Origin of the sequence: Microbacterium sp. SORGH_AS_0969 (genome assembly GCF_030818255.1) — a bacterium.
GTDB lineage: Bacteria > Actinomycetota > Actinomycetes > Actinomycetales > Microbacteriaceae > Microbacterium.
Genome location: NZ_JAUTAG010000001.1, coordinates 2,277,108 through 2,295,275, shown reverse-complemented (window position 1 = coordinate 2,295,275; position 18,168 = coordinate 2,277,108). Strand labels below are relative to the sequence as shown.

Annotated in this window: 21 protein-coding genes; 7 read left to right on the top strand and 14 right to left on the bottom strand. The window is 70.2% G+C overall.

The annotated features are described in order from the left end of the window. Positions 1-3: 3 nt before the first annotated feature. The 3 genes from QE388_RS10665 to QE388_RS10655 are packed head-to-tail and all read right to left on the bottom strand — an operon-like array spanning position 4 to position 2,523. On the bottom strand, positions 4-1,074 hold the full coding sequence (locus tag QE388_RS10665; RefSeq protein ID WP_307385245.1) for an AAA family ATPase: 1,071 nt from the start codon (positions 1,072-1,074) through the stop codon (positions 4-6). Beyond that, complete coding sequence (gene pnuC, locus QE388_RS10660; protein WP_307385243.1) at positions 1,067-1,675, bottom strand: nicotinamide riboside transporter PnuC; 609 nt, start codon at positions 1,673-1,675, stop codon at positions 1,067-1,069. The genes QE388_RS10665 and pnuC overlap by 8 nt, the downstream gene beginning before the upstream one ends. A 56-nt stretch (positions 1,676-1,731) precedes the next feature. Beyond that, entirely contained in the window at positions 1,732-2,523 is a 792-nt protein-coding gene (locus QE388_RS10655; protein WP_275796566.1) for a DeoR/GlpR family DNA-binding transcription regulator, read from the bottom strand. Between the two features lie 76 nt (positions 2,524-2,599). On the opposite strand from QE388_RS10655, the gene QE388_RS10650 reads away from it, so the two are divergent. Genes QE388_RS10650 through QE388_RS10640 form a run of 3 tightly spaced genes read left to right on the top strand, consistent with a single transcriptional unit; the run spans position 2,600 to position 5,228 of the window. Beyond that, complete coding sequence (locus tag QE388_RS10650; protein WP_275796567.1) at positions 2,600-3,250, top strand: bifunctional 4-hydroxy-2-oxoglutarate aldolase/2-dehydro-3-deoxy-phosphogluconate aldolase; 651 nt, start codon at positions 2,600-2,602, stop codon at positions 3,248-3,250. A gap of 53 nt (positions 3,251-3,303) precedes the next feature. Continuing rightward, entirely contained in the window at positions 3,304-4,596 is a 1,293-nt protein-coding gene (locus tag QE388_RS10645) for an MFS transporter (RefSeq protein WP_307385241.1), read from the top strand. A 53-nt stretch (positions 4,597-4,649) separates the two neighbouring features. Continuing rightward, on the top strand, positions 4,650-5,228 hold the full coding sequence (locus tag QE388_RS10640; protein ID WP_275796571.1) for an AAA family ATPase: 579 nt from the start codon (positions 4,650-4,652) through the stop codon (positions 5,226-5,228). A gap of 22 nt (positions 5,229-5,250) precedes the next feature. Here QE388_RS10640 and QE388_RS10635 read toward each other — a convergent pair whose 3' ends face one another. Next, a complete protein-coding gene (locus tag QE388_RS10635) occupies positions 5,251-6,546 on the bottom strand; it encodes a chloride channel protein (protein ID WP_307385239.1) in 1,296 nt (431 codons plus the stop codon). Between the two features lie 91 nt (positions 6,547-6,637). Here QE388_RS10635 and QE388_RS10630 point away from each other — a divergent pair, with 91 nt between their 5' ends. From QE388_RS10630 to QE388_RS10620, 3 genes are all read left to right on the top strand, one after another. Further along, positions 6,638-6,961, top strand: a complete 324-nt coding sequence (locus QE388_RS10630; protein WP_307385238.1) for a hypothetical protein — start codon at positions 6,638-6,640, stop codon at positions 6,959-6,961. 39 nt (positions 6,962-7,000) lie between these two features. Then, entirely contained in the window at positions 7,001-8,200 is a 1,200-nt protein-coding gene (locus tag QE388_RS10625) for a pyridoxal phosphate-dependent aminotransferase (protein WP_307385237.1), read from the top strand. A gap of 283 nt (positions 8,201-8,483) precedes the next feature. After that, the gene (locus QE388_RS10620; protein WP_307385236.1) at positions 8,484-9,260 is read left to right on the top strand and encodes an endonuclease domain-containing protein; all 777 of its coding nucleotides are present in this window, start codon (positions 8,484-8,486) and stop codon (positions 9,258-9,260) included. Positions 9,261-9,331: 71 nt separating this feature from the next. Here the strand turns inward: QE388_RS10620 and QE388_RS10615 are convergent, their stop codons facing one another. The 4 genes from QE388_RS10615 to QE388_RS10600 all read right to left on the bottom strand — a co-directional run bounded on the left by QE388_RS10615 (position 9,332) and on the right by QE388_RS10600 (position 12,180). Next, positions 9,332-10,468, bottom strand: coding sequence for a UDP-N-acetylmuramate dehydrogenase (locus tag QE388_RS10615; RefSeq protein ID WP_307385235.1), 1,137 nt, complete (start codon positions 10,466-10,468; stop codon positions 9,332-9,334). Then, a complete protein-coding gene (locus QE388_RS10610) occupies positions 10,468-10,872 on the bottom strand; it encodes a MaoC/PaaZ C-terminal domain-containing protein (RefSeq protein ID WP_275797440.1) in 405 nt (134 codons plus the stop codon). The genes QE388_RS10615 and QE388_RS10610 overlap by 1 nt, the downstream gene beginning before the upstream one ends. Further along, positions 10,869-11,318 (bottom strand): MaoC family dehydratase N-terminal domain-containing protein, encoded by a 450-nt coding sequence (locus QE388_RS10605; protein WP_307385233.1) that lies wholly within the window; start codon positions 11,316-11,318, stop codon positions 10,869-10,871. The genes QE388_RS10610 and QE388_RS10605 overlap by 4 nt, the downstream gene beginning before the upstream one ends. A gap of 64 nt (positions 11,319-11,382) precedes the next feature. After that, a complete protein-coding gene (locus tag QE388_RS10600) occupies positions 11,383-12,180 on the bottom strand; it encodes a sulfite exporter TauE/SafE family protein (protein ID WP_373426642.1) in 798 nt (265 codons plus the stop codon). Between the two features lie 319 nt (positions 12,181-12,499). Here QE388_RS10600 and QE388_RS10595 point away from each other — a divergent pair, with 319 nt between their 5' ends. Next, a complete protein-coding gene (locus QE388_RS10595) occupies positions 12,500-13,135 on the top strand; it encodes an NADPH-dependent F420 reductase (RefSeq protein WP_373426618.1) in 636 nt (211 codons plus the stop codon). Between the two features lie 348 nt (positions 13,136-13,483). Here the strand turns inward: QE388_RS10595 and QE388_RS10590 are convergent, their stop codons facing one another. The 6 genes from QE388_RS10590 to QE388_RS10565 all read right to left on the bottom strand — a co-directional run bounded on the left by QE388_RS10590 (position 13,484) and on the right by QE388_RS10565 (position 18,126). Beyond that, positions 13,484-14,644, bottom strand: a complete 1,161-nt coding sequence (locus QE388_RS10590) for a cystathionine gamma-synthase (RefSeq protein ID WP_307385230.1) — start codon at positions 14,642-14,644, stop codon at positions 13,484-13,486. Next, on the bottom strand, positions 14,641-15,645 hold the full coding sequence (locus tag QE388_RS10585) for a pyridoxal-phosphate dependent enzyme (protein ID WP_275797449.1): 1,005 nt from the start codon (positions 15,643-15,645) through the stop codon (positions 14,641-14,643). The genes QE388_RS10590 and QE388_RS10585 overlap by 4 nt, the downstream gene beginning before the upstream one ends. A 132-nt stretch (positions 15,646-15,777) precedes the next feature. Further along, positions 15,778-16,626: an SDR family oxidoreductase gene (locus QE388_RS10580; protein WP_307385227.1), complete on the bottom strand. Its 849-nt coding sequence runs from the start codon at positions 16,624-16,626 to the stop codon at positions 15,778-15,780. Between the two features lie 72 nt (positions 16,627-16,698). Continuing rightward, positions 16,699-17,019: a hypothetical protein gene (locus tag QE388_RS10575; RefSeq protein ID WP_307385225.1), complete on the bottom strand. Its 321-nt coding sequence runs from the start codon at positions 17,017-17,019 to the stop codon at positions 16,699-16,701. Next, positions 17,016-17,579, bottom strand: coding sequence for an Asp23/Gls24 family envelope stress response protein (locus QE388_RS10570; protein WP_307385223.1), 564 nt, complete (start codon positions 17,577-17,579; stop codon positions 17,016-17,018). Before QE388_RS10570 ends, QE388_RS10575 begins: the two co-directional genes overlap by 4 nt. 4 nt (positions 17,580-17,583) lie before the next feature. Then, positions 17,584-18,126, bottom strand: coding sequence for an RNA polymerase sigma factor (locus tag QE388_RS10565; protein ID WP_307385221.1), 543 nt, complete (start codon positions 18,124-18,126; stop codon positions 17,584-17,586). Between the last annotated feature and the right edge of the window lie 42 nt (positions 18,127-18,168).

The window sequence follows — 18,168 nt, the reverse complement described above, 5'->3', positions numbered from 1 at the left end:
AGCCTAACCGCCGGCCCGCCGCCGCAGATCCTCTTGCTCGGCGTGCGGTCGACCCTCCATGGGAGCGGCGAACGAGGTCGCTTCGGCCACCGCTCGATGGATGGCGGGAAGAGCGGATGCCACCCGCTCGGCGACCGTCCCCCGCACCTCGAGCCACGGCACCGGTTGCGCCGCGAGCACCTCGCGGAAGCGCTTCTGCATATCGGCGCGGATGTGCTCTCCGTCGCGCATCCCGTCCTGCACGAAGGGAATCTGATCGCCCGTGAGGATGTACAACGCCGGGCGGTGCGCCGCGGCCCGCGCGAAGATGCGCGGCGCGGCCGTGCCCACGTACCGCTCGTGCCACAGGGCGGTGGCGAGCACGTCGGTGTCGCAGACCAGCACCGGACGCGGCGCCCGGCGCGCGGCATCCTGTTCCCAGGCGATCTGCCGGTCGACGACGAGGTCGAACTCGTCGCTGCGCCAGGGCGCCTCGAGCCCGCCCTCGCGCGTCTCGCTCAGCTCGCGACCGTACTCCGGCACCCAGAGCGTGCCAAGCTCGGCGGCGAGCGCCTCGGCGAGCGTCGTCGATCCTGTCGACTCCGCGCCGAGCACGACGACGCGGGCGGCGAGGTCGGTACGGACCGTCGGCGAGAGCTCGTGCCAGTGCGCGTCGAGGTCGGCGCGGATGGCCGTTCCCGAGACGGGGTTGATGCGTCGACCGGGGTCGATCTGCACCCAGTCCGCGCCGAGACGGCGCGCGAGTTCCGCCCCGTACTCGTCGGAGGTGAAGACGACGTCGACCGGTTCGTCGAGAAGCCCCGCGATGGTCGCGGTGTGCGCGTCCCACGCCGTGTCGGAGGCGAAGTCGACCGGGGTGTCGTCGAGGAGATCGACCACGCGCACCGTCGGGTGGTCCGCGCGCACCCACGCGGCCCGCCTGTCGAGGGGGATCGACTCGACGGATGCCGCGATCACCTCGACCGTGACCTTCTCGCACGCGCGCACGGCCGAGCGGATGAGGTGTGCGTGCCCGACGTGGAGGGGGTAGAACTTGCCGACGACCACGCCGTGGCGGTAGCGGCGCTCAGGCACGGGCGTCCGCCGCGGGCACGGCATCCGACGACTCGCTCTGCACACGGCGCCACGACCACAGCCCGCTCACGCACAGCCCGATGAACAGGGCGTACAGCGCGGCGATGATCCACAGTCCGGTGGCGATCGAGAGCGCCACGAAGGCGACGTCCACACCGATCCACACGAACCAGTTCTCGATCCACTTGCGGTTGAGCATGTACTGCGCGACGAGGCTCGCCGAGGTGGTCGCGGCATCCGCCAGGGCGACCTGCGAATCGGTGAAGGTGGCGAGCACCCAGGTCAGCAGGGCCGTCCCCGCCACCGCGGCGACGATGAGCCAGGGCACGGCGCGCCGGGGTGTCCGGGCGACATACTCGCGGTCGTGTTCGACCCCGCGCGTCCAGCGCCACCACCCGTGCACACCGAGCACGAGGTAGACCACCTGCAGAGCGGCGCTGGCGTAGAGCCCGGCCGGCACGAACACCACGAGGAACACGAGGTTGTTCGCGATCCCGATCGGGTAGGTCCACACGTTCCGCCGTGCGGCCAGCAGCACGCACGCGGCGCCCGTCGCGAAGCCGAGGATCTGCGTCCACTCGGTCAGAATCCACTCGATCACCCGTCGAGCCTAGGCGCGCCGGCGGAGGGACACGCGCTTCGTGACCCGGTGTCTCCTCAGTCCTCCGCGGTCCACAGCTCGACGCCCATCTCGGCGATCGCCGCCGCCGCACTCTCGGGCAGCTCGGCGTCGCTCACGATGACGTCGAGCGCGTCGAGGGGCACGACGCGGAAACGCTCCGCGGTGCCGTACTTCGTGCTGTCGGCGACGAGGGCGCCCGAGGTCGCGGCATCCAGAACCGCTCGCTTCAAGACGACCTTGTCGAGCTCGGGGGTCGTCAACCCGTGCGCGGTGTCCCAGGTTCCGGTGCTGAGGATCGCGAGGTCGAGGGTCATGGCCGAGACGGTGGCGGCGGCGAGGGCGCCGCTCGACGAACCGCTCGCGGCATCCACGACCCCTCCGGTGTGGATGACCTCGATCGCGGGGTGCGCGTACAGCGCCGAGACGGTGAAGAAGTCGTTGGTCACCACGGTCAGTCCGCGCCGCGCCGTCAGATGGGGAACGAGCGCTTGACACGTCGTCCCCGCGTCGATGAAGACGGTCATGTCGTCCGTGATCAGCGCGGCGGCTCGACGGGCGACGGCCTCCTTGCGCGGGAGCTCGAGCACCGCGCGAGAACCCCGCTCGCGCGGGGGCTCCACACCGGTGCGTTCGCGAAGGCGCACGCCGCCCTGCACGGCATCCACAAGACCCTCGTCCTCGAGCGCGGCGATGTCGCGTCGCACGGTCATGTGCGACACCCCCAGCGACGAGGCCAGGTGACGGATGCTGAGAGCCCCCGCTCCGCGCAGGAGACGCATCAGTTCGCGCTGACGCTGTTCCGGGATGAGGGGTGGCGGTGTCGACATCCCTCCGAGCCTAAGCCTCCGCGGACATGAGACATCGTGTTCTACCGTGTGAATTTTCGTGATACCGTGTGCAACGATGTTAAAGAAGCACGAAGTCCTCTCCGCCGTCGTCGACACCGGCGTGGTTTTGATCGTCCGCCTCGATTCCCCCGACGAGGCGCTCGCCGTCTCTCGCGCCGCCGTCGCCGGTGGCATCCGGGCCCTCGAGATCACCCTCTCGGTGCCGCGGGCGCTCGAGGTCGTGCGCACCCTCGCCGACGAGTTCGGGGATCACGTCGCCGTGGGCGTCGGAACGGTTCTGGATGCCGAGATGGCGGTCGCGTCGGTGCAGGCCGGCGCGCGCATGCTCGTGAGCCCGAACCTGAACCCCGACATGATCCGCGCGGCCAATCGGTATCAGGCGCTCACGATCAGCGGGGCGTTCACCCCCACCGAGATCGTCGCCACCATGGAGGCCGGCGCCGACATCGTCAAACTGTTCCCGACCGAGATCGCCGGCCCCGATTACCTGCGCACGGTCATGGCGCCGCTCGCGCACGCCCCGATCCTCCCGGCAGGCGGCGCCACGCGCGACAACGTCGGCGACTGGTTCGGCGCCGGGGCCCTCGCGGTCGGCGTCGGAAGCGCCATCACGAAGGCCGCCCGCCCGACCGGCGACATGGCCGACGTCACCCGAGCAGCGGCGGACTTCCTCGCCGCCGTGGCGAGCGTCCGCACGCCGCACTGACCCCCGCGGCGGACCGCGACGTCCGCCGTCACCCGATCACGAAGGAGTGGACCATGAGCGAGACGACGGCTGACGCGCCGGTGCTCACGCGCGACGAGAAGAAGACGATCCGGATCCGATGGTTCCTGGTCGGCTTCCTGATCCTCGGCGGGGTGGTGAACTACCTCGACCGATCGACCCTCAGCGTGGCGAACACCACGATCGCCGGAGAGTTCGGGCTCGACCCGCTCGCGATGGGTCTGCTGCTGTCGGCGTTCTCGTGGCCGTACGCGATCGCGAACCTCCCCGCCGGTTACCTCGTCGACAAGTTCGGGCCCAAGAAGATGTTCGCGTTCGCCGCGGGCGCGTGGTCTCTCGTGTCGATCGTGACCGCGGCCGCGAACTCCTTCGGCGTGCTCTACGCCTGCCGCGTCGCCCTCGGCATCACCGAGTCGCCGTTCTTCACCTCGGCGCTGAAGGTCAACGAGCGCTGGTTCAACAAGTCCGAGCGGGCGCTCCCGGTCTCGCTCGTCAACGCGGGCTCGCAGATCGCCAACGCGATCGCCCCGCCGCTGCTGACCTTCCTTCTGCTGACGATGAGCTGGCGCGGGATGTTCATCATCGTCGGAGCCTTCGGCATCGTCGTCGCCCTCGTGTGGCTGCGCATCTACCGCGACCCGACCCTGAAGGAGCAGGCGCTCATCAAGGGCGCCGAGGCCGAGGCGCGCGTCGCCGCATCGGTCGAGAAGGTCGGCTGGGGACGCCTGCTGCTGCAGTCGAACACCTGGTTCATGGTTCTCGGCGCCTTCGGCATCTTCTACACCGTGTGGGTCTACCTCACCTGGCTCCCCAGCTACCTGCAGACCGCCCGCGGCTTCAGCCTCGCCCAGAGCGGGTGGCTCGCGTCGCTGCCGTTCCTCTGCGGCATCATCGGCGTGATCTTCGGCGGCTGGCTCTCGAACCGGCTCGTCCGCCGCGGTGTGAACACCGTCCGCGCGCGCAAGATCCCGATCGTCGGCGGGGCGATCCTCGCCGCCGCGGCGGTGCTCCCCGTCGCGTACGTCGACAGCACCCCGCTCGCCATCGTGCTGCTGTCGGTCGGCTACTTCGCCTCGCAGGTGCCGATCGGGTGCCTCTGGACCCTCGCCTCCGACGTCGCGCCGTCGAACCAGGTCGCCTCTCTCGGCGCCATCCAGAACTTCGGCGGATTCATCGGAGCGGCCGTCGCCCCCGTGGTCACCGGGGCGATCCTCACCTCCACGGGAGGCAACTACACGACGGTGTTCCTCATCGGCGGAGTGCTGCTGCTGGTCGGCGCCCTGTCGTACGGACTGTTCGTCAAGGACCGCTCCGCCGCGGCATCCTGATTCCGCGCGGGGAGGACGACCTCTCGTCCTCCCCGCCCTCCGGGAGGAACCCCATGACCGCACGACTGTTCTTCGTGATCGGCCCGGCCGGCAGCGGCAAGTCGACCGTGAGCACCCTCATCGCCCGCCGCATCGGTGCCGCGTACCTCGACAAGGACTCCGTCGCCACCGCCTTCACCGAGGCTCTCCTCGAGGCCGCGGGGAGCGACAAGAACGAACGCGACAACAACCCCTACTACCAGGACGTGGTGATGGGGCTGGAGTACGCGACGCTCCTCCGCCTCGCCGGCGACAACCTGCGCCTGGGCAACGATGTCGTGCTCGACGCCCCCTTCGTGCGGTACTTCCCGGAAGAGGACTACCTCGAGCGCGCCGCAGCCGCGCACGACTGGCCCGCCGATGTCGTCATCACCGTGGTGCACGTGACGGTCGACGGTGCCCTCGTCCGGGACCGCGTCGATTCGCGCGGCTACGGTCGCGACGCCTGGAAGCTCGCCCACTGGGACGAGTTCTGGGCCACGGCGCAGGCCGCCGACTGCCGGTGGCGCGGCGCGCACCACGTGCTCTTCGACAACAGCGCGTCCGGCGCCGATCCCGCGGCGCTCGAGGCCGCCCTGGCCGCCTTCGTCTGAGCCGACTCTCGCGACCGAGCGATCAGGGACGCGCCGGGTCGATCGGCGTGAACCGCCGCAGCCCCGCGCGCGAGCTCAGCCGCGAAGCGGCGAGCGACCCCGCCACCGCGAGGAAGATCGGCAGCAGGAGCGTGAAGCCGGTGTCGGTGAACTCGATGATCAACGCGATCGCGGTGAAGGGCGCCCGCATGTTGGATGCCAAGAACGCGGCCGCCGCGATGATCGCGAGCGCCGTGCCGTCGGCGCCCGGCCAGATCAGTGCCCACCCGGCCGCCGCGGCCGCACCCAGCGCCGCACCGATTGCGACGGAGGGCTGGAGGGTGCCGCCGATCGCCCCCGAGCCCAGCGAGATCGTCGTCGCGACGTACTTCAGTAGAGCGAGCAGGAGCAGCAGGAGCGCGGGCTGCGACAGGTCGAAGCCCGCGGTGGCCAGGGCGCGACCGTTGCCGAGGATCAGCGGGAAGAACGCCCCGAGCACCCCCACGGCCGCGAACGTCACGGGCAGGACGACGAGCAGTTTCCAGCCCGCCGGGCGGAAGCGTCCGAGCGCCTTGGTCACGGTCGCAAAGCTCGTCGCACCCCAGCCCATGAGCGGGCCGATGAGGACGGCCGCGACGACGAGCGAGGCGTTCACCTCGAGCGCGGGCACCTCGTAGAGCGAACCGTCGCCGACGAGGGGGCGCGCGACGAGCGTGGCGATCGCGCTGACGGTCAGGGCGACGACCGCGCCGCCGACGCTGAACTGCGCGAGCAGGATCTCGATCGCGAACAGCGCACCCGCGAGCGGGACGTTGTAGACCGCCGCGAGACCGGCACCCGCCGCCGAGGCGATGAGGATGCACCGCCACCGCGCGTCGAGGCCGAACCAGCCGACGATCTTCGAGCCCGCCATCGCGGAGAGCTCGCGCGGCGCGACCTCCTTGCCGATCGAGGCGCCGAGGGCCACCGAGGTCACCTGGATGACGGTGTCGGCGAGCGTCTCCCACCACGGCATCCGGGCGCCGTCGACACCCTGCTCGACCGTGGCGAGCTTGCGACCGAACCGCCGTAGCAGGTACCACCCGAGCGCGGCGACGACACCCGCCCCACCCACGGTGACGATCGGCAGCCACCACGGCGACGGCAGCGCGAGGCCGTCGAGGAACGGCCCCTCCTCGTGACCCCACACGAGGTGCTCGATCGAGTGAACGATCCACACGAGCAGCAGCACCGCGAGGCCGGTCGCCAGCCCGACGATCAGCGTGGCGAGGCCGAGCTTGGACAGCGCGAGGACGGCACGGCGATGAGGGCGCGTCCGCGCCAGGGGCTCTGCTGTCACCCCGCAACGCTAACGGACCCGCGTTACCGTCCCGTGACGCGTTCTCGCTCACGCCCGGCGCGGCCGAGCGGTATCGCGCTACCGTGACCGCATGGCCACTGCCCCCGCCTCCCCCCGGCGCCCCGCCGACGTCCTCGGCATCGTCGCGGTGATCCTCGCCGCCGTCCTCGCGATCCCGACACTCTTCGTCTACCTCGTGGGGCTCATCCCCGAGATGAACGCGATCTGGTGGCTCGGCATCATCCTGCTGCCGCTGCTCTTCGGCGACGGCGTGATCGTCATCGTGCTGGCCGTGATCGGACTGATCGTCGCCACGCGCCGAGCGGGCAGACGCGTGTGGTCGATCGTGGCGCTGGGGCTCGGCATCCTGATGCTCGTTCCCGCCCTGCTCGTGCTGGTGCCCTGGTCGTCATGATCCTCGGCGCGGAAGCGCGAAAACATTAGGCTCTCCCTTGTGACTTCCCGCGCCCCGCTCTCCCGCAAGCTCTCCGCCATCGCCGAGTCCGCGACCCTGAAGGTCGACGCCAAGGCCAAGGCCCTCCAGGCCGCCGGCCGTCCCGTCATCTCGTACGCGGCCGGCGAGCCCGACTTCGCAACCCCGTCGTTCATCGTGGATGCCGCCGCGAAGGCGCTGCAGGATCCCAAGAACTACCGCTACACCCCCGCCGCCGGCCTCCCGGTGCTGCGTGAGGCGATCGCGGCCAAGACCCTGCGCGACTCGGGCCTCGAGGTCGCGCCCTCGCAGGTCATCGTGACCAACGGCGGCAAGCAGTCGGTGTACCAGGCGTTCCAGACCGTGGTGAACCCCGGCGACGAGGTGCTGCTGCCCGCGCCGTACTGGACGACCTACCCCGAAGCGATTGCGCTGGCCGACGGCACGCCCGTCGAGGTGTTCGCCGGCGCCGACCAGGACTACAAGGTCACCGTCGCGCAGCTCGAGGCCGCGCGCACCGACAAGACCACGGTGCTCGTCTTCGTCTCGCCCTCGAACCCCACCGGCTCGGTGTACACCCCCGAAGAGACCGCCGAGATCGGCCGCTGGGCCCTCGAGCACGGCATCTGGGTCATCACCGATGAGATCTACCAGAACCTCACGTACGAGGGCGTCAAGGCCGTCTCGATCGTCGAGGCCGTGCCCGAACTCGCCGAGCAGACCATCCTCGTCAACGGCGTCGCCAAGACCTACGCGATGACCGGATGGCGCGTGGGCTGGATGGTGGGCCCGGCGGATGCCATGAAGCTCGCCGGCAACCTGCAGTCGCACCTGTCGAGCAACGTCAACAACGTCGCCCAGATCGCAGCGGCCGCAGCGCTCAACGGCCCGCAGGACGAGGCCGAGCAGTTCCGTCTGGCCTTCGACCGCCGCCGTCAGCTCATCGTGTCGGAGCTGGCGAAGATCGACGGCGTCGAGGTCCCGAACCCGCTGGGCGCGTTCTACGTCTACCCCGACGTGCGGGGCCTTCTCAACCGGTCGTGGGACGGGGTGACGCCGACGACCTCGCTCGAGCTCGCCGACCTCATCCTCGAGAAGGCCGAGGTCGCCGTGGTTCCCGGCGAGGCCTTCGGCCCGAGCGGCTACCTGCGCCTGTCGTACGCCCTCGGCGACGACCAGCTCCTCGAGGGCGTGCAGCGCCTCCAGCGCCTGTTCGCCTAACTCCCCCCTCCCCTCTCCCCTCCCCCCTCCCCTCCCCCGGTGAGGAGTCAGTTTCTGTCGCTCGGACTCCATCTCAGCGACAGGAATTGACCCCTCACTCTTTCGACGAGGAGGGCTGTGGAGAGCGTGAGCGGGGGATCCGGCGAAGCGGGCACGATGAGGGATGCCTCGCAGCCCCGTGCACCGCGCTCCGTCACCGGCGTTCACCCTTGCTGAGGCCCGTGCCAGCGGGCTATCGGCGAGCACAGTGCGATCTCGTGCATGGGACTCTCCCCATCGCGGCGTGCGAGTCGTCGCCCAGAGTGACGACGATCTCGGGCGCATCGCCGCGCTCGTCCGCGCACTCCCCGACGGCGCGTTCTGTTGCGGGCCTACGGCTGCCGTGATCCTGGGTCTGCCCCTGCCGCGCCGGTGGGAGTCGCGCGCGATGCAGACGCCGTTCGTCGGCGTGCCGCGCTCACAGGTCCGGATCCGCCGGAAGGGGGTGATCGGACGGCGACTCGACGTCACGTCCGAGGACGTCGTCGAAATCGGGGGCATCCGCTGCTCCTCCCCCGTGCGTACCTGGGCAGAACTCGCGGAGTGGCTCTCCGTGGCGGAACTGACCGCGATCACCGATCGTCTCCTTTCGCGACGGCATCCCCTCGCCACCCGCGCGGATCTCGAGACGATGCACAATCGCCTGTTGGGCGGACGTGGCTCCCTGACCAGACGCCGATCCATTGATATGGCGAGCGATGGATCGGAATCACCGAGGGAGTCGGCGCTTCGCGTCCTGCTGGTGACGGCGGGACTTCCGGTCCCCGAGTGCAACGTCGAGATCTTCGACGGATATCGGTTCGTCGCGCGTGTCGACATGCTCTTCCGGGACGCCCGCCTCATCGTCGAATATGACGGCGACTACCACCGCGATCCGCGGCAATGGAGCCGAGACCAGGTTCGTCGGGCGGAACTCGAGTCGCTGGGTTACCGGGTGACGGTCGTCACCGCGCGCGACTTCGACGCCCCGGATACTCTGATCGCTCGCATCCACCGCCTCCTGTCCCGCCGGCTCGCGTGAGGGGTCAAGAAGTGTCGCTTCGAGGGCGCCAAAGCGACGAGATTTGACCCCTCAGGTGCCAGAGCAGGGGACTACAGCTCGACGTTGACCAGGACCGGCTCGGGCTGAAGGATCAGACCGAACTCGGAGTGCACGCGGCTCTGCACGAAGCGGGCGAGCTCGGCGATCTCGGCCGCCGTCGCCTCACCGCGGTTCGTCAGCGCGAGCGTGTGCTTGGTCGACAGGCCGGCGCGCGAGCGCGGGAACCGGAACCCGCGACGGAGGCCCGCGTTCTCGATCAGCCACGCGGCGCTCACCTTGACCTCGTGTCGCTCGATCGGGGGCGGGGGCAGGATGCCGTCGAACGCGGCGAGCGGGATCACGGTCACCGGATCGAGGACCGGCGCCATCGGCCACTTCGGGCACGCCTCGGGAAGGGTACGGGCGAAGGCCTCGCTGACGATCGCGTTCTGGAAGAACGAGCCGGCGCTCCAGGTGTCGGGGTCTTCCGCATCGAGCACCATGCCCTTGCGGGCGCGGGTCGCGAGGACGTGATCGCGGATCCAGCGCAGGGATACGGCGTCATCGGCATCCAGACCCAGTGCCCCGCGCAGCTGCTCCCCCGCGATCGGGCGCTCCCCGGAGCCGACGCGCTCGAGCTCGAGGGTGACCGAGAGGATCACCGCCGAACGATCGGGGATCGACCCGTAGTGCTGCTTGAGCACCGACGTCCGGAAGCCGAGGCCGAGCTCGGCGGCCGAGACCACCGAGACGTCGCCCGTCGACTCGTCGATCAGCTCCACCTCGACGAGGGTCTGCACGATCTCCTGACCGTAGGCACCGACGTTCTGCACCGGCGCGGCACCGACGGTGCCCGGGATACCCGACATGGCCTCGATGCCCGCGAGACCCCGCTCGACGGTCTCGGCGACGAGCGCGTCCCAGTCGTGCCCGGCCTGCACGCGCAGGCGCACGGTGTCGGGGCGGGAGCCGGGGAGTTCTTCGATGCCGGTCGTGCGCACGCGGATGACGGTTCCCTCGAACGGCTCGTCGCCGACGAAGAGGTTCGAGCCGCCGCCGAGGACGAACCACTCGTCTCCGTCGGCCCAGACCTCGCGGAGCGCCGCGACGAGTTCGTCGGCCGTGCGCGCCTCGATGAGACGCGCGGGCTCGCGGCCGGTGCGCAGCGTCGTGAGCTGAGAGAGCGGGATCGGGGCGACCTCGGGCATCAGGCGAGCCGTACCCGCACCTGCGCCTTGCCGAGCACGGTGGTCTCGGCGAACGTGACGGTGAGGTCGATACGGGCGGTGTCGTCGTCGACGGCACCGACCTTCGCGCTGACGTGCAGATCGGCACCGGCCTCGGGGTCGACGACGACGGGACGTGTGAAGCGCACACCGTACTCGGCGATGCGTCCGCTGTCGCCCAGCGCGTCGGCGAGCGTGCCAACGGCGATGCCCATCGTGAGCATGCCGTGCGCGAGCACGCCCGGAAGCCCCACGGCGGCGGCGACGTCGTCGCGGTAGTGGATCGGGTTGAAGTCGCCCGACGCGCCCGCGTACCGCACGAGCGACTCGCGGGTCAGGTGCACGGAGCGCTCGGCGATGACCTCGCCCACGGTGAACTCGCTCATGCGCCGGCCTCCCCCGCCAGAAGAACGCTGGTGGTGGTCACGACGTGGGCGCCGGTGGCATCCACGATCTCCGCTTCGCTGGTGATCATGGCGTTGCCGCCCATCGACCGGATGCCGGTGACCGAGAGCGTTGCGACGAGCTCGTCGCCCGCGACGATCGGGCGGGTGTAGCGGAAGCGCTGTTCCGCGTGGACGAGGCGCGACAGCTCGATGCCGGAGTCGGGATCGCCGAGCAGCTGCTGGAGCGTGAGGTCCTGCACGACCATCGCAAAGGTCGGCGGCGCGACGACATCGGCGTAGCCGAGAGCGCGGGCGGTCTCGGGGTCGGAATGCTGCGGAGCGTCGGCGAAGACGGCGCGGGCGAACTCGCGCACCTTCTCGCGGCCGACGAGGTACGGCGCGGTCGGCGGGAACACACGACCGACCAGTTCAGGATTCACGGGCACCGAACCAGTCTACGGCGGGGCGTCCGCCCGGTCCTGTCGGCCGAAGCCCGTGACGATCGGCGCGTCAGCGCTGGTGGCGACCCCGCACCGCCTTGATCGCGATCTGCGTCGCGATGAAGACGAGGAAGATCGAGAACAGGACGTTCGCCACGAACGGATCGACGGCCTTCGCGATCTGTGCGCCCAGCGCCGTGGTCGCGCACGCGGCGATCCCGACGCAGGCGGCCGCCGCGAGGTCGACGTTCGAGCGACGAAGGTTGCCCACGGTGCCCGAGATCGCCGTCGGGATCATCATGAGCAACGAGGTTCCTTTGGCGACGAGATCGCTCGTGCCGAACAGCAGCAGCAGGGCGGGCACGACGATAATGCCGCCGCCGACGCCCAGAAGACCGGCCAGGATGCCGGTGACCACACCGAGCACGGCGAGACCGGGTCCGGTGATCCAGGTGAGCACGAGCTCGGCGTCGCGCGAAGGGATCACGAAGTACAGGCTCACGATGACGACGAGGAGGAACGCGACGAACGCCCAGCGCAACGCCGTCTGCGACAGCTTCGGCAGGAGCCACGTGCCGATCTGGGCACCGACGACGGCGCCCGCGGCGAGGATCAGCGCCGGGATCCACGCGACGTGACCGTCGATGGCGTACGTGACGACGCCGACCGAGGCCGTCGGCACGATCGCCGCGAGCGACGTCCCCGCGGCGAAGCGCTGGTCGAAGCCGAGCAGCAGAACGAGAAGCGGCACGATGACGGTGCCCCCGCCCACGCCGAACAGTCCCGACATCAGGCCGGCGAGAAGGCCGACGCCGATGCAGACGGCGAAGAAGCGGACGGAGCGCTTGGCGCGGGTGTCGGCGTGCACGAGGGTCAAGTCTGGCACCTCCCGCCCGGCCGCGCGGCGTCTTCCCTCGAGGCCGCGCGCAGGGGGAAACGAAAGCGGCCCCCGGTGTCCGAAGCCGCGTCCACCGGGGGCCGTCGCCCTCGCAGGTCTAGCGGCACGGTGACCCGAACACCGGTCCGCGACCGCTCGCGCGAGGGTGCGACAGCACTGACGGTAGCGAGGAGCGTCGAACGAAGGTGCCCCATTGACACGGATATCTCGAACTGCTAGATATTTAGACCGCGTATGACAATGACCCTTCGCCGGGAATGTCCCCGCCGGCCCCGCCGTTGATCCGAGCATGACAACCGTAGGAATCATCGGAGCAGGACACATCGGCTCGGCCCTCGCCAAGGGCTTCGCGAAGAACGGCTACGACGTGGTCATCGCCAACTCGCGCGGGCCCGAGACCCTCGCGGATCTCGTCGCGTCGATCGGCGATCGGGCGCGCGCGGCGACGGCACAGGATGCCGCGGAAGCCGGCGACTTCGTCGTCGTCACGGTGCCGTTGAAGGCCATCGGCGAGATCCCGGCCGCTCCCCTGGCGGGCAAGATCGTCCTCGACACGAACAACTACTACTTCGAGCGCGACGGACACATCGCCGCCCTCGACGAGAAGAAGACCACGACCTCGCAGATGCTGCAGGAGCACCTCCCCGAGTCGGTCGTCGTGAAGGCGTTCAACCACATCATGGCCGCCGACATCCTCACCGACGGCTCCCCCGCCGGCACCGGCAACCGTCGCGCACTGGCGACCGCGAGCGACTCCGACGAGGGCGTCGCACTCATCACGCGTGTGTACGACGAGTTCGGCTTCGACACCGTCAACATCGGCTCGCTCAGCGAGAGCTGGCGCGTCGAGCGCGACCAGCCCGCGTACGTCGTGCGCCAGAACGCCGACGAGCTGACGCAGAATCTGGCACGCGCGGAGCGCTGACCGCGGCGGGCGCAGCCATCGCGACCGTCGCACGCTGCGGCTGCGGCGGCGCGAGCCCCGGAGGGCGCGAGCTCCGCGCCCCGGCCCGCCGCACGCTCATAAACGCCGTTCGCTCACAGAAACACGCTCTCCACGCGTTTCTGTGAGCGAATCGCGTTCACGCGTGGATGCCGGGACCCCGGCGCCGCAACGAAATACCCCCGCCGCACGAACCGTGCTGCCGCCGGGGTTCGCGCAGCGGTATCGGCACGCGCGCATAAACACGATCCGCACGCACAAACACGCTCTCCCCGTGTTTCCGTGAGCGAATCGCGTTTATGCGTGGATGCCGGGACCCCGGCGTCCGACTCAGAGCGAAGCGAGCGCCCGGTCGACGTCGGCGACCAGGTCGTCGACCGACTCGATGCCGACCGACAGACGCACGATGGTGTCGGGCACCGCGAGCTCGGTCCCCCGCACGGAGGCGTGGGTCATGGCATCCGGGTAGTTCACCAGCGACTCGACCCCACCGAGCGACTCGGCGAGGGTGAACAGCTGCGTCGACTCCGCGAAGCGGCGGGCGGTGGCGCCGTCGGCCAGCTCAAGCGACACGATGCCGCCGAAGCCGCTCATCTGCGACGCGGCGAGCGCGTGGCCCGGGTGCTCCGGCAGACCGGGGTAGAAGACGCGCGCGACGCGGTCGTGACCGGCGAGGTGCTCGGCCACGGCCTGCGCGTTCGAGCTGTGGCGCTGCATGCGCACCGCGAGCGTCTTGATGCCGCGCGTGGTCAGGTAGGCGTCGAACGGCCCCGAGACCGCACCGGCGGCGAACTGCAGGAACTGCACCTTCTCGGCGAGCTCCGCGTCAGCGAAGGCGAGCGCCCCGCCGACGACGTCGCTGTGGCCGCCGAGGTACTTCGTCGCCGAGTGCACGACGACATCGGCACCGAGCGAGATCGGACGTTGCAGGGCGGGCGAGGCGAAGGTGTTGTCGACGACGACGATCGCGCCGGCCGCGTGGCCCAGGCGCGCCAGACCCGCGATGTCGGTGATGCGCAGCATCGGGTTGCTGGGGGTCTCGACCCAGACCATCTTCGGCGCGCGTTCCTCGATCGCCGCGGCGACGGCATCCAGGTCGCTCATGTCGACGACGCGCAGCTTCACGCCCCACGGGCCGAGCACGCGGGCGAGGAGGCGGTACGTTCCGCCGTACACGTCGTTGCCGAGGAGCACCTCGTCGCCGGGGACCAGGGCTGCGCGCAGCAGGGCGTCTTCTCCGGCGAGACCCGAGGCGAACGATAGCGCCCGTGCACCTCCCTCGAGGGCGGCGATCTGCGTCTCGAGCGCCGTCCGGGTGGGGTTACCGCTGCGGCCGTACTCGTATCCGCCGCGGAGGCCGCCGATGCCGTCTTGCGCGTAGGTCGTCGAGACGTGGATCGGCGGGATGACCGCGCCGGTGGTCTCGTCGAAGGCCTGGCCCGCGTGGACGGCGAGGCTGTCGAAGCCGCGGGCGGCGGCGTGGGTGCTCATGCGGAGTGCTCCTCGGAGGGGGTGGGAATGAGGGATGCCGTGGGCTCGACGTCGTAGCCGCGCGCGCGCATCCAGTCGTCGTCGAAGATCTTGCTGAGGTAGCCGCGTCCGTGATCCGGCAGCACGACGACCATGACCGCGTCGGCGGGGAGATCACGGGCGACGCGAAGAGCGCCGACGACGGCCATGCCGCTCGACCCCCCGACGAGCAGACCCTCCTCGCGGGCGAGGCGGCGGGTCATCGCGAACGACTCGGCGTCGGACACGCGCTCGTAGGCGTCGACGACGGTCGGGTCGAAAGCGGGCGGCCAGAAGTCCTCGCCCACGCCCTCGACGTCGTACCCGTGAATGTCGCCCCCCGAGTAGATCGAGCCGACGGGGTCGACACCGATGATGCGCACGGCGCCTCCGGCGACCTCGCGAAGGTACCGGCCGGTGCCGCTGATCGTGCCACCGGTCCCGACGCCGGCCACGAAGTGCGTCAGCTGCCCATCGGTGTCGCGCCAGATCTCGGGCCCGGTGGTCTCGTAGTGGCTGCGGGGCCCGTTCGGGTTCGCGTACTGGTTGGGCTTGAAGGCGCCGGGGATCTCGCGCACGAGGCGGTCGGACACGCTGTAGTAGGAGTTCGGGTCGTCGGGCTCGACGTTGGTCGGGGTCACCACGACCTCGGCCCCGTAGGCCCGCAGGACCGCGCGTTTGTCTTCGGCGACCTTGTCGGGGACGACGAACACGCACCGGTACCCGCGCTGCTGGGCCACGAGCGCGAGACCCACGCCGGTGTTGCCGCTGGTCGGCTCGACGATCACGCCACCCGGCTTCAGGTGTCCGTCACGCTCGGCGGCGTCGATGATGTTGGCGGCGATCCGGTCTTTCGCCGAACCACCGGGGTTGACGTACTCGATCTTCGCGAGGACCGTGGCGGCGATGCCGTCGGTGACGCGGGTGAGACGGACGAGGGGGGTGTTGCCGACGAGGTCGGCGACGCTCTGGGCGTAACGCACGGTGGCATCCTGAGGGGTTTGTGCGCCCGTACGGGCGCGGCTGACGGGGTCGTCGAAAACGAACGCGGAGAGGCGTTCAGCGACAACAGCGACAGGTCAGCACGCCGCCAGCATACCCGACGCCGACGATGCTCACGCGACAGCGCCCAGGAACTCCTCGAAGCTCTGCGCCGGCCGACCCGTGACCCGCTCGACATCGCTCGAGACGCCGGCCAGGTCGCCGCTCGCGATGGCGGTGTAGGTGCTCACCCACGCGTCGACCTGCCAGCGGGGAGCGCCGAACGCCGCGCGCGAGGCGTAGGCCTCGTCAACCGTCTCGTCGAGGAAGCGCACGGGGTGACCGCGGACGGCCGAGATCTTCTCGGCCACCTCGGCCATGGTCAGGGCTTCGGGGCCGGTCAGGTCGTATGCGGTGTCGGCGTGCGCGGTGGGATCGAGCAGGACCGACACGGCCGTCGCCGCGACGTCGGAGCGCGAGACCAGCGAGCACCGCCCGTCGCCCGCGGGGCCCCGGATGACACCGTCGTCGCCCGCGAAGAGCTCCATCATGTCCATGTAGAAGTTGTCACGCAGGAACGTCCACCGCATGCCCGAGGCGCGGATGATCTCCTCGGTCGCCGCGTGATCGCGGCCCAGAGTGAACACGGCGTCCGGAGCGGCCGCGAGGAACGACGTGTAGACGATCGAGCGGACGCCCGCCGCGGCGGCGGCCTCGACGAACTCGCGGTGGTGCTCGACGCGGTCGGCCGTCTCGGAGGCCGAGACCATGAAGAGCGTCTCGACGCCGCTCAGCGCCGCGCGCGCGGCATCCGCGTCCGAGTACCGGGCCACGTGCACCTCGGCGCCCTCGAGCGCCGGGGCGCGGGAGGCGTCGCGCACCAGCAGACGCTGCGGGATGCCGCGGGCGGCGAGGTCGCGGGCGACACGACCTCCCACGGCTCCGGTGGAACCGGTGACGGCGATGACGGGCGGCGTGGGCATTCGGCCTCCGAGAGGATGGGAGCGGTGCTTCCAGCGTATTGCGACGGTCCTTTGCCGGGGCCGAGAAGATGTTCAGGAGGCGGGGGCCACCAGTCGCCCGACGCGGACCCGTACGGTCGCCGCCGCAGCCGCTTCGTCGGTGCCGCGCACCGCAGCCGCCACCGCGGAAGCGACCGCGACCGAGTCGTCCTGGGTCGAGACGCCGATGCAGACGGTGATCGAACGTGCACCGTCGACCTCCTCGACCGCGGCGAGAGACCCCTCGGCGTCGACGGCACGCTCGACGGCGCGGGCGACGAGGGGGCGTGCCGAGTACATCTCCCGCACCCCCTCGGTGGCGGTGACGGCGAGGTCGATGCGCGGCGCGAGGGCAGCGGTGGTCAGCTCGGTCATTGGTCTTCCTCTCCGTCGACGTGGACGTCGCCCACGGTGACGTCCACGCGCCCCACCCGCAGGTCGCCGTGTCGCTGGATCGCGGCACGGATCCCTTCGCGCATCTCTTCCACGGCATCCGTCATGGCCCGGCCGAAGCGCACACTCACCGAGACACGCACGTCGAGCGGGGCATCGGGCTCGTTCTGCTGGAGGCGCACACGCCCCACCAGCACGCCGTCGACGCCGTCACCGACGGAACGGATGAGCTCGTAGAGCGCCCCCTCCGTCACGACGATCTCGACACCGTCGGCGCCTCGGACGAGGGGGATATCGCGGCCCGCGCGGAACTCGCGCATCACCTCGCGCATGATCGAGTCGTACCAGGACTCGGCCAGGGGTTTGGCGGCCTGTTCCTCGACGATCTCTCGCGAGAGCCGCCCCATCCGTTCCATGGATGCCAGAACGGCCTGGCATTCCGCATTGCGCTCGATCGCGGCGATGCGCGGAACGCGCCCGCGATCGAGGTAAGCGGAGAGGTCCTCGAGCGAATAGCCCGAGCCCCCGATGTCGTCGCTCATCCCGTCACCTCCAGTCCTGCATGCGTTCGAGCACGATCTTTCGCGCCCTGGCGAGTCGGCCGCGCACCGTGGCCGCGTTCTCGCCGACTTCGACGGCGATCTCGTCGTAACTGTGGCCGCCGATCTCGCGCAACACCCAGACCACGCGCAACTCTTCGGACAGCTCGGACAGCACGTTCTTCAGCGCGTCCATCTGCGACGATGCCACAACCGAGCGCTCCGGGTCGTCTTTCGCCGAGACCATCTGCTCATCGATCTGATCGGAGACCTTGCGGGCGCGGAGTCGATCGGTCGCTTTGCGGGACACGATCGTCGTCAGCCAGCTGCGCACCTTCTCGGGCTCGGTGAGGTCGGGCAGGCGCCGCCACGCGGTGATCAGGGCTTCCTGGACGCAGTCGTCCGCGTCGGCGCGCGAGCCGGTGAGGCGGGTGGCGAACGCGACGAGGAACGGCGCGTGACGACGCACCAGCACTCCGAAGGCGAGCTGGTCGCCATCAGCCGCCCGCGACGCGAGGAACGCGTCTGTGGCGGTGGACAAAGAGGGCATCGATTTCCTGTCGGGGTGTGCGTGCACACCCGGGGTGCTGAA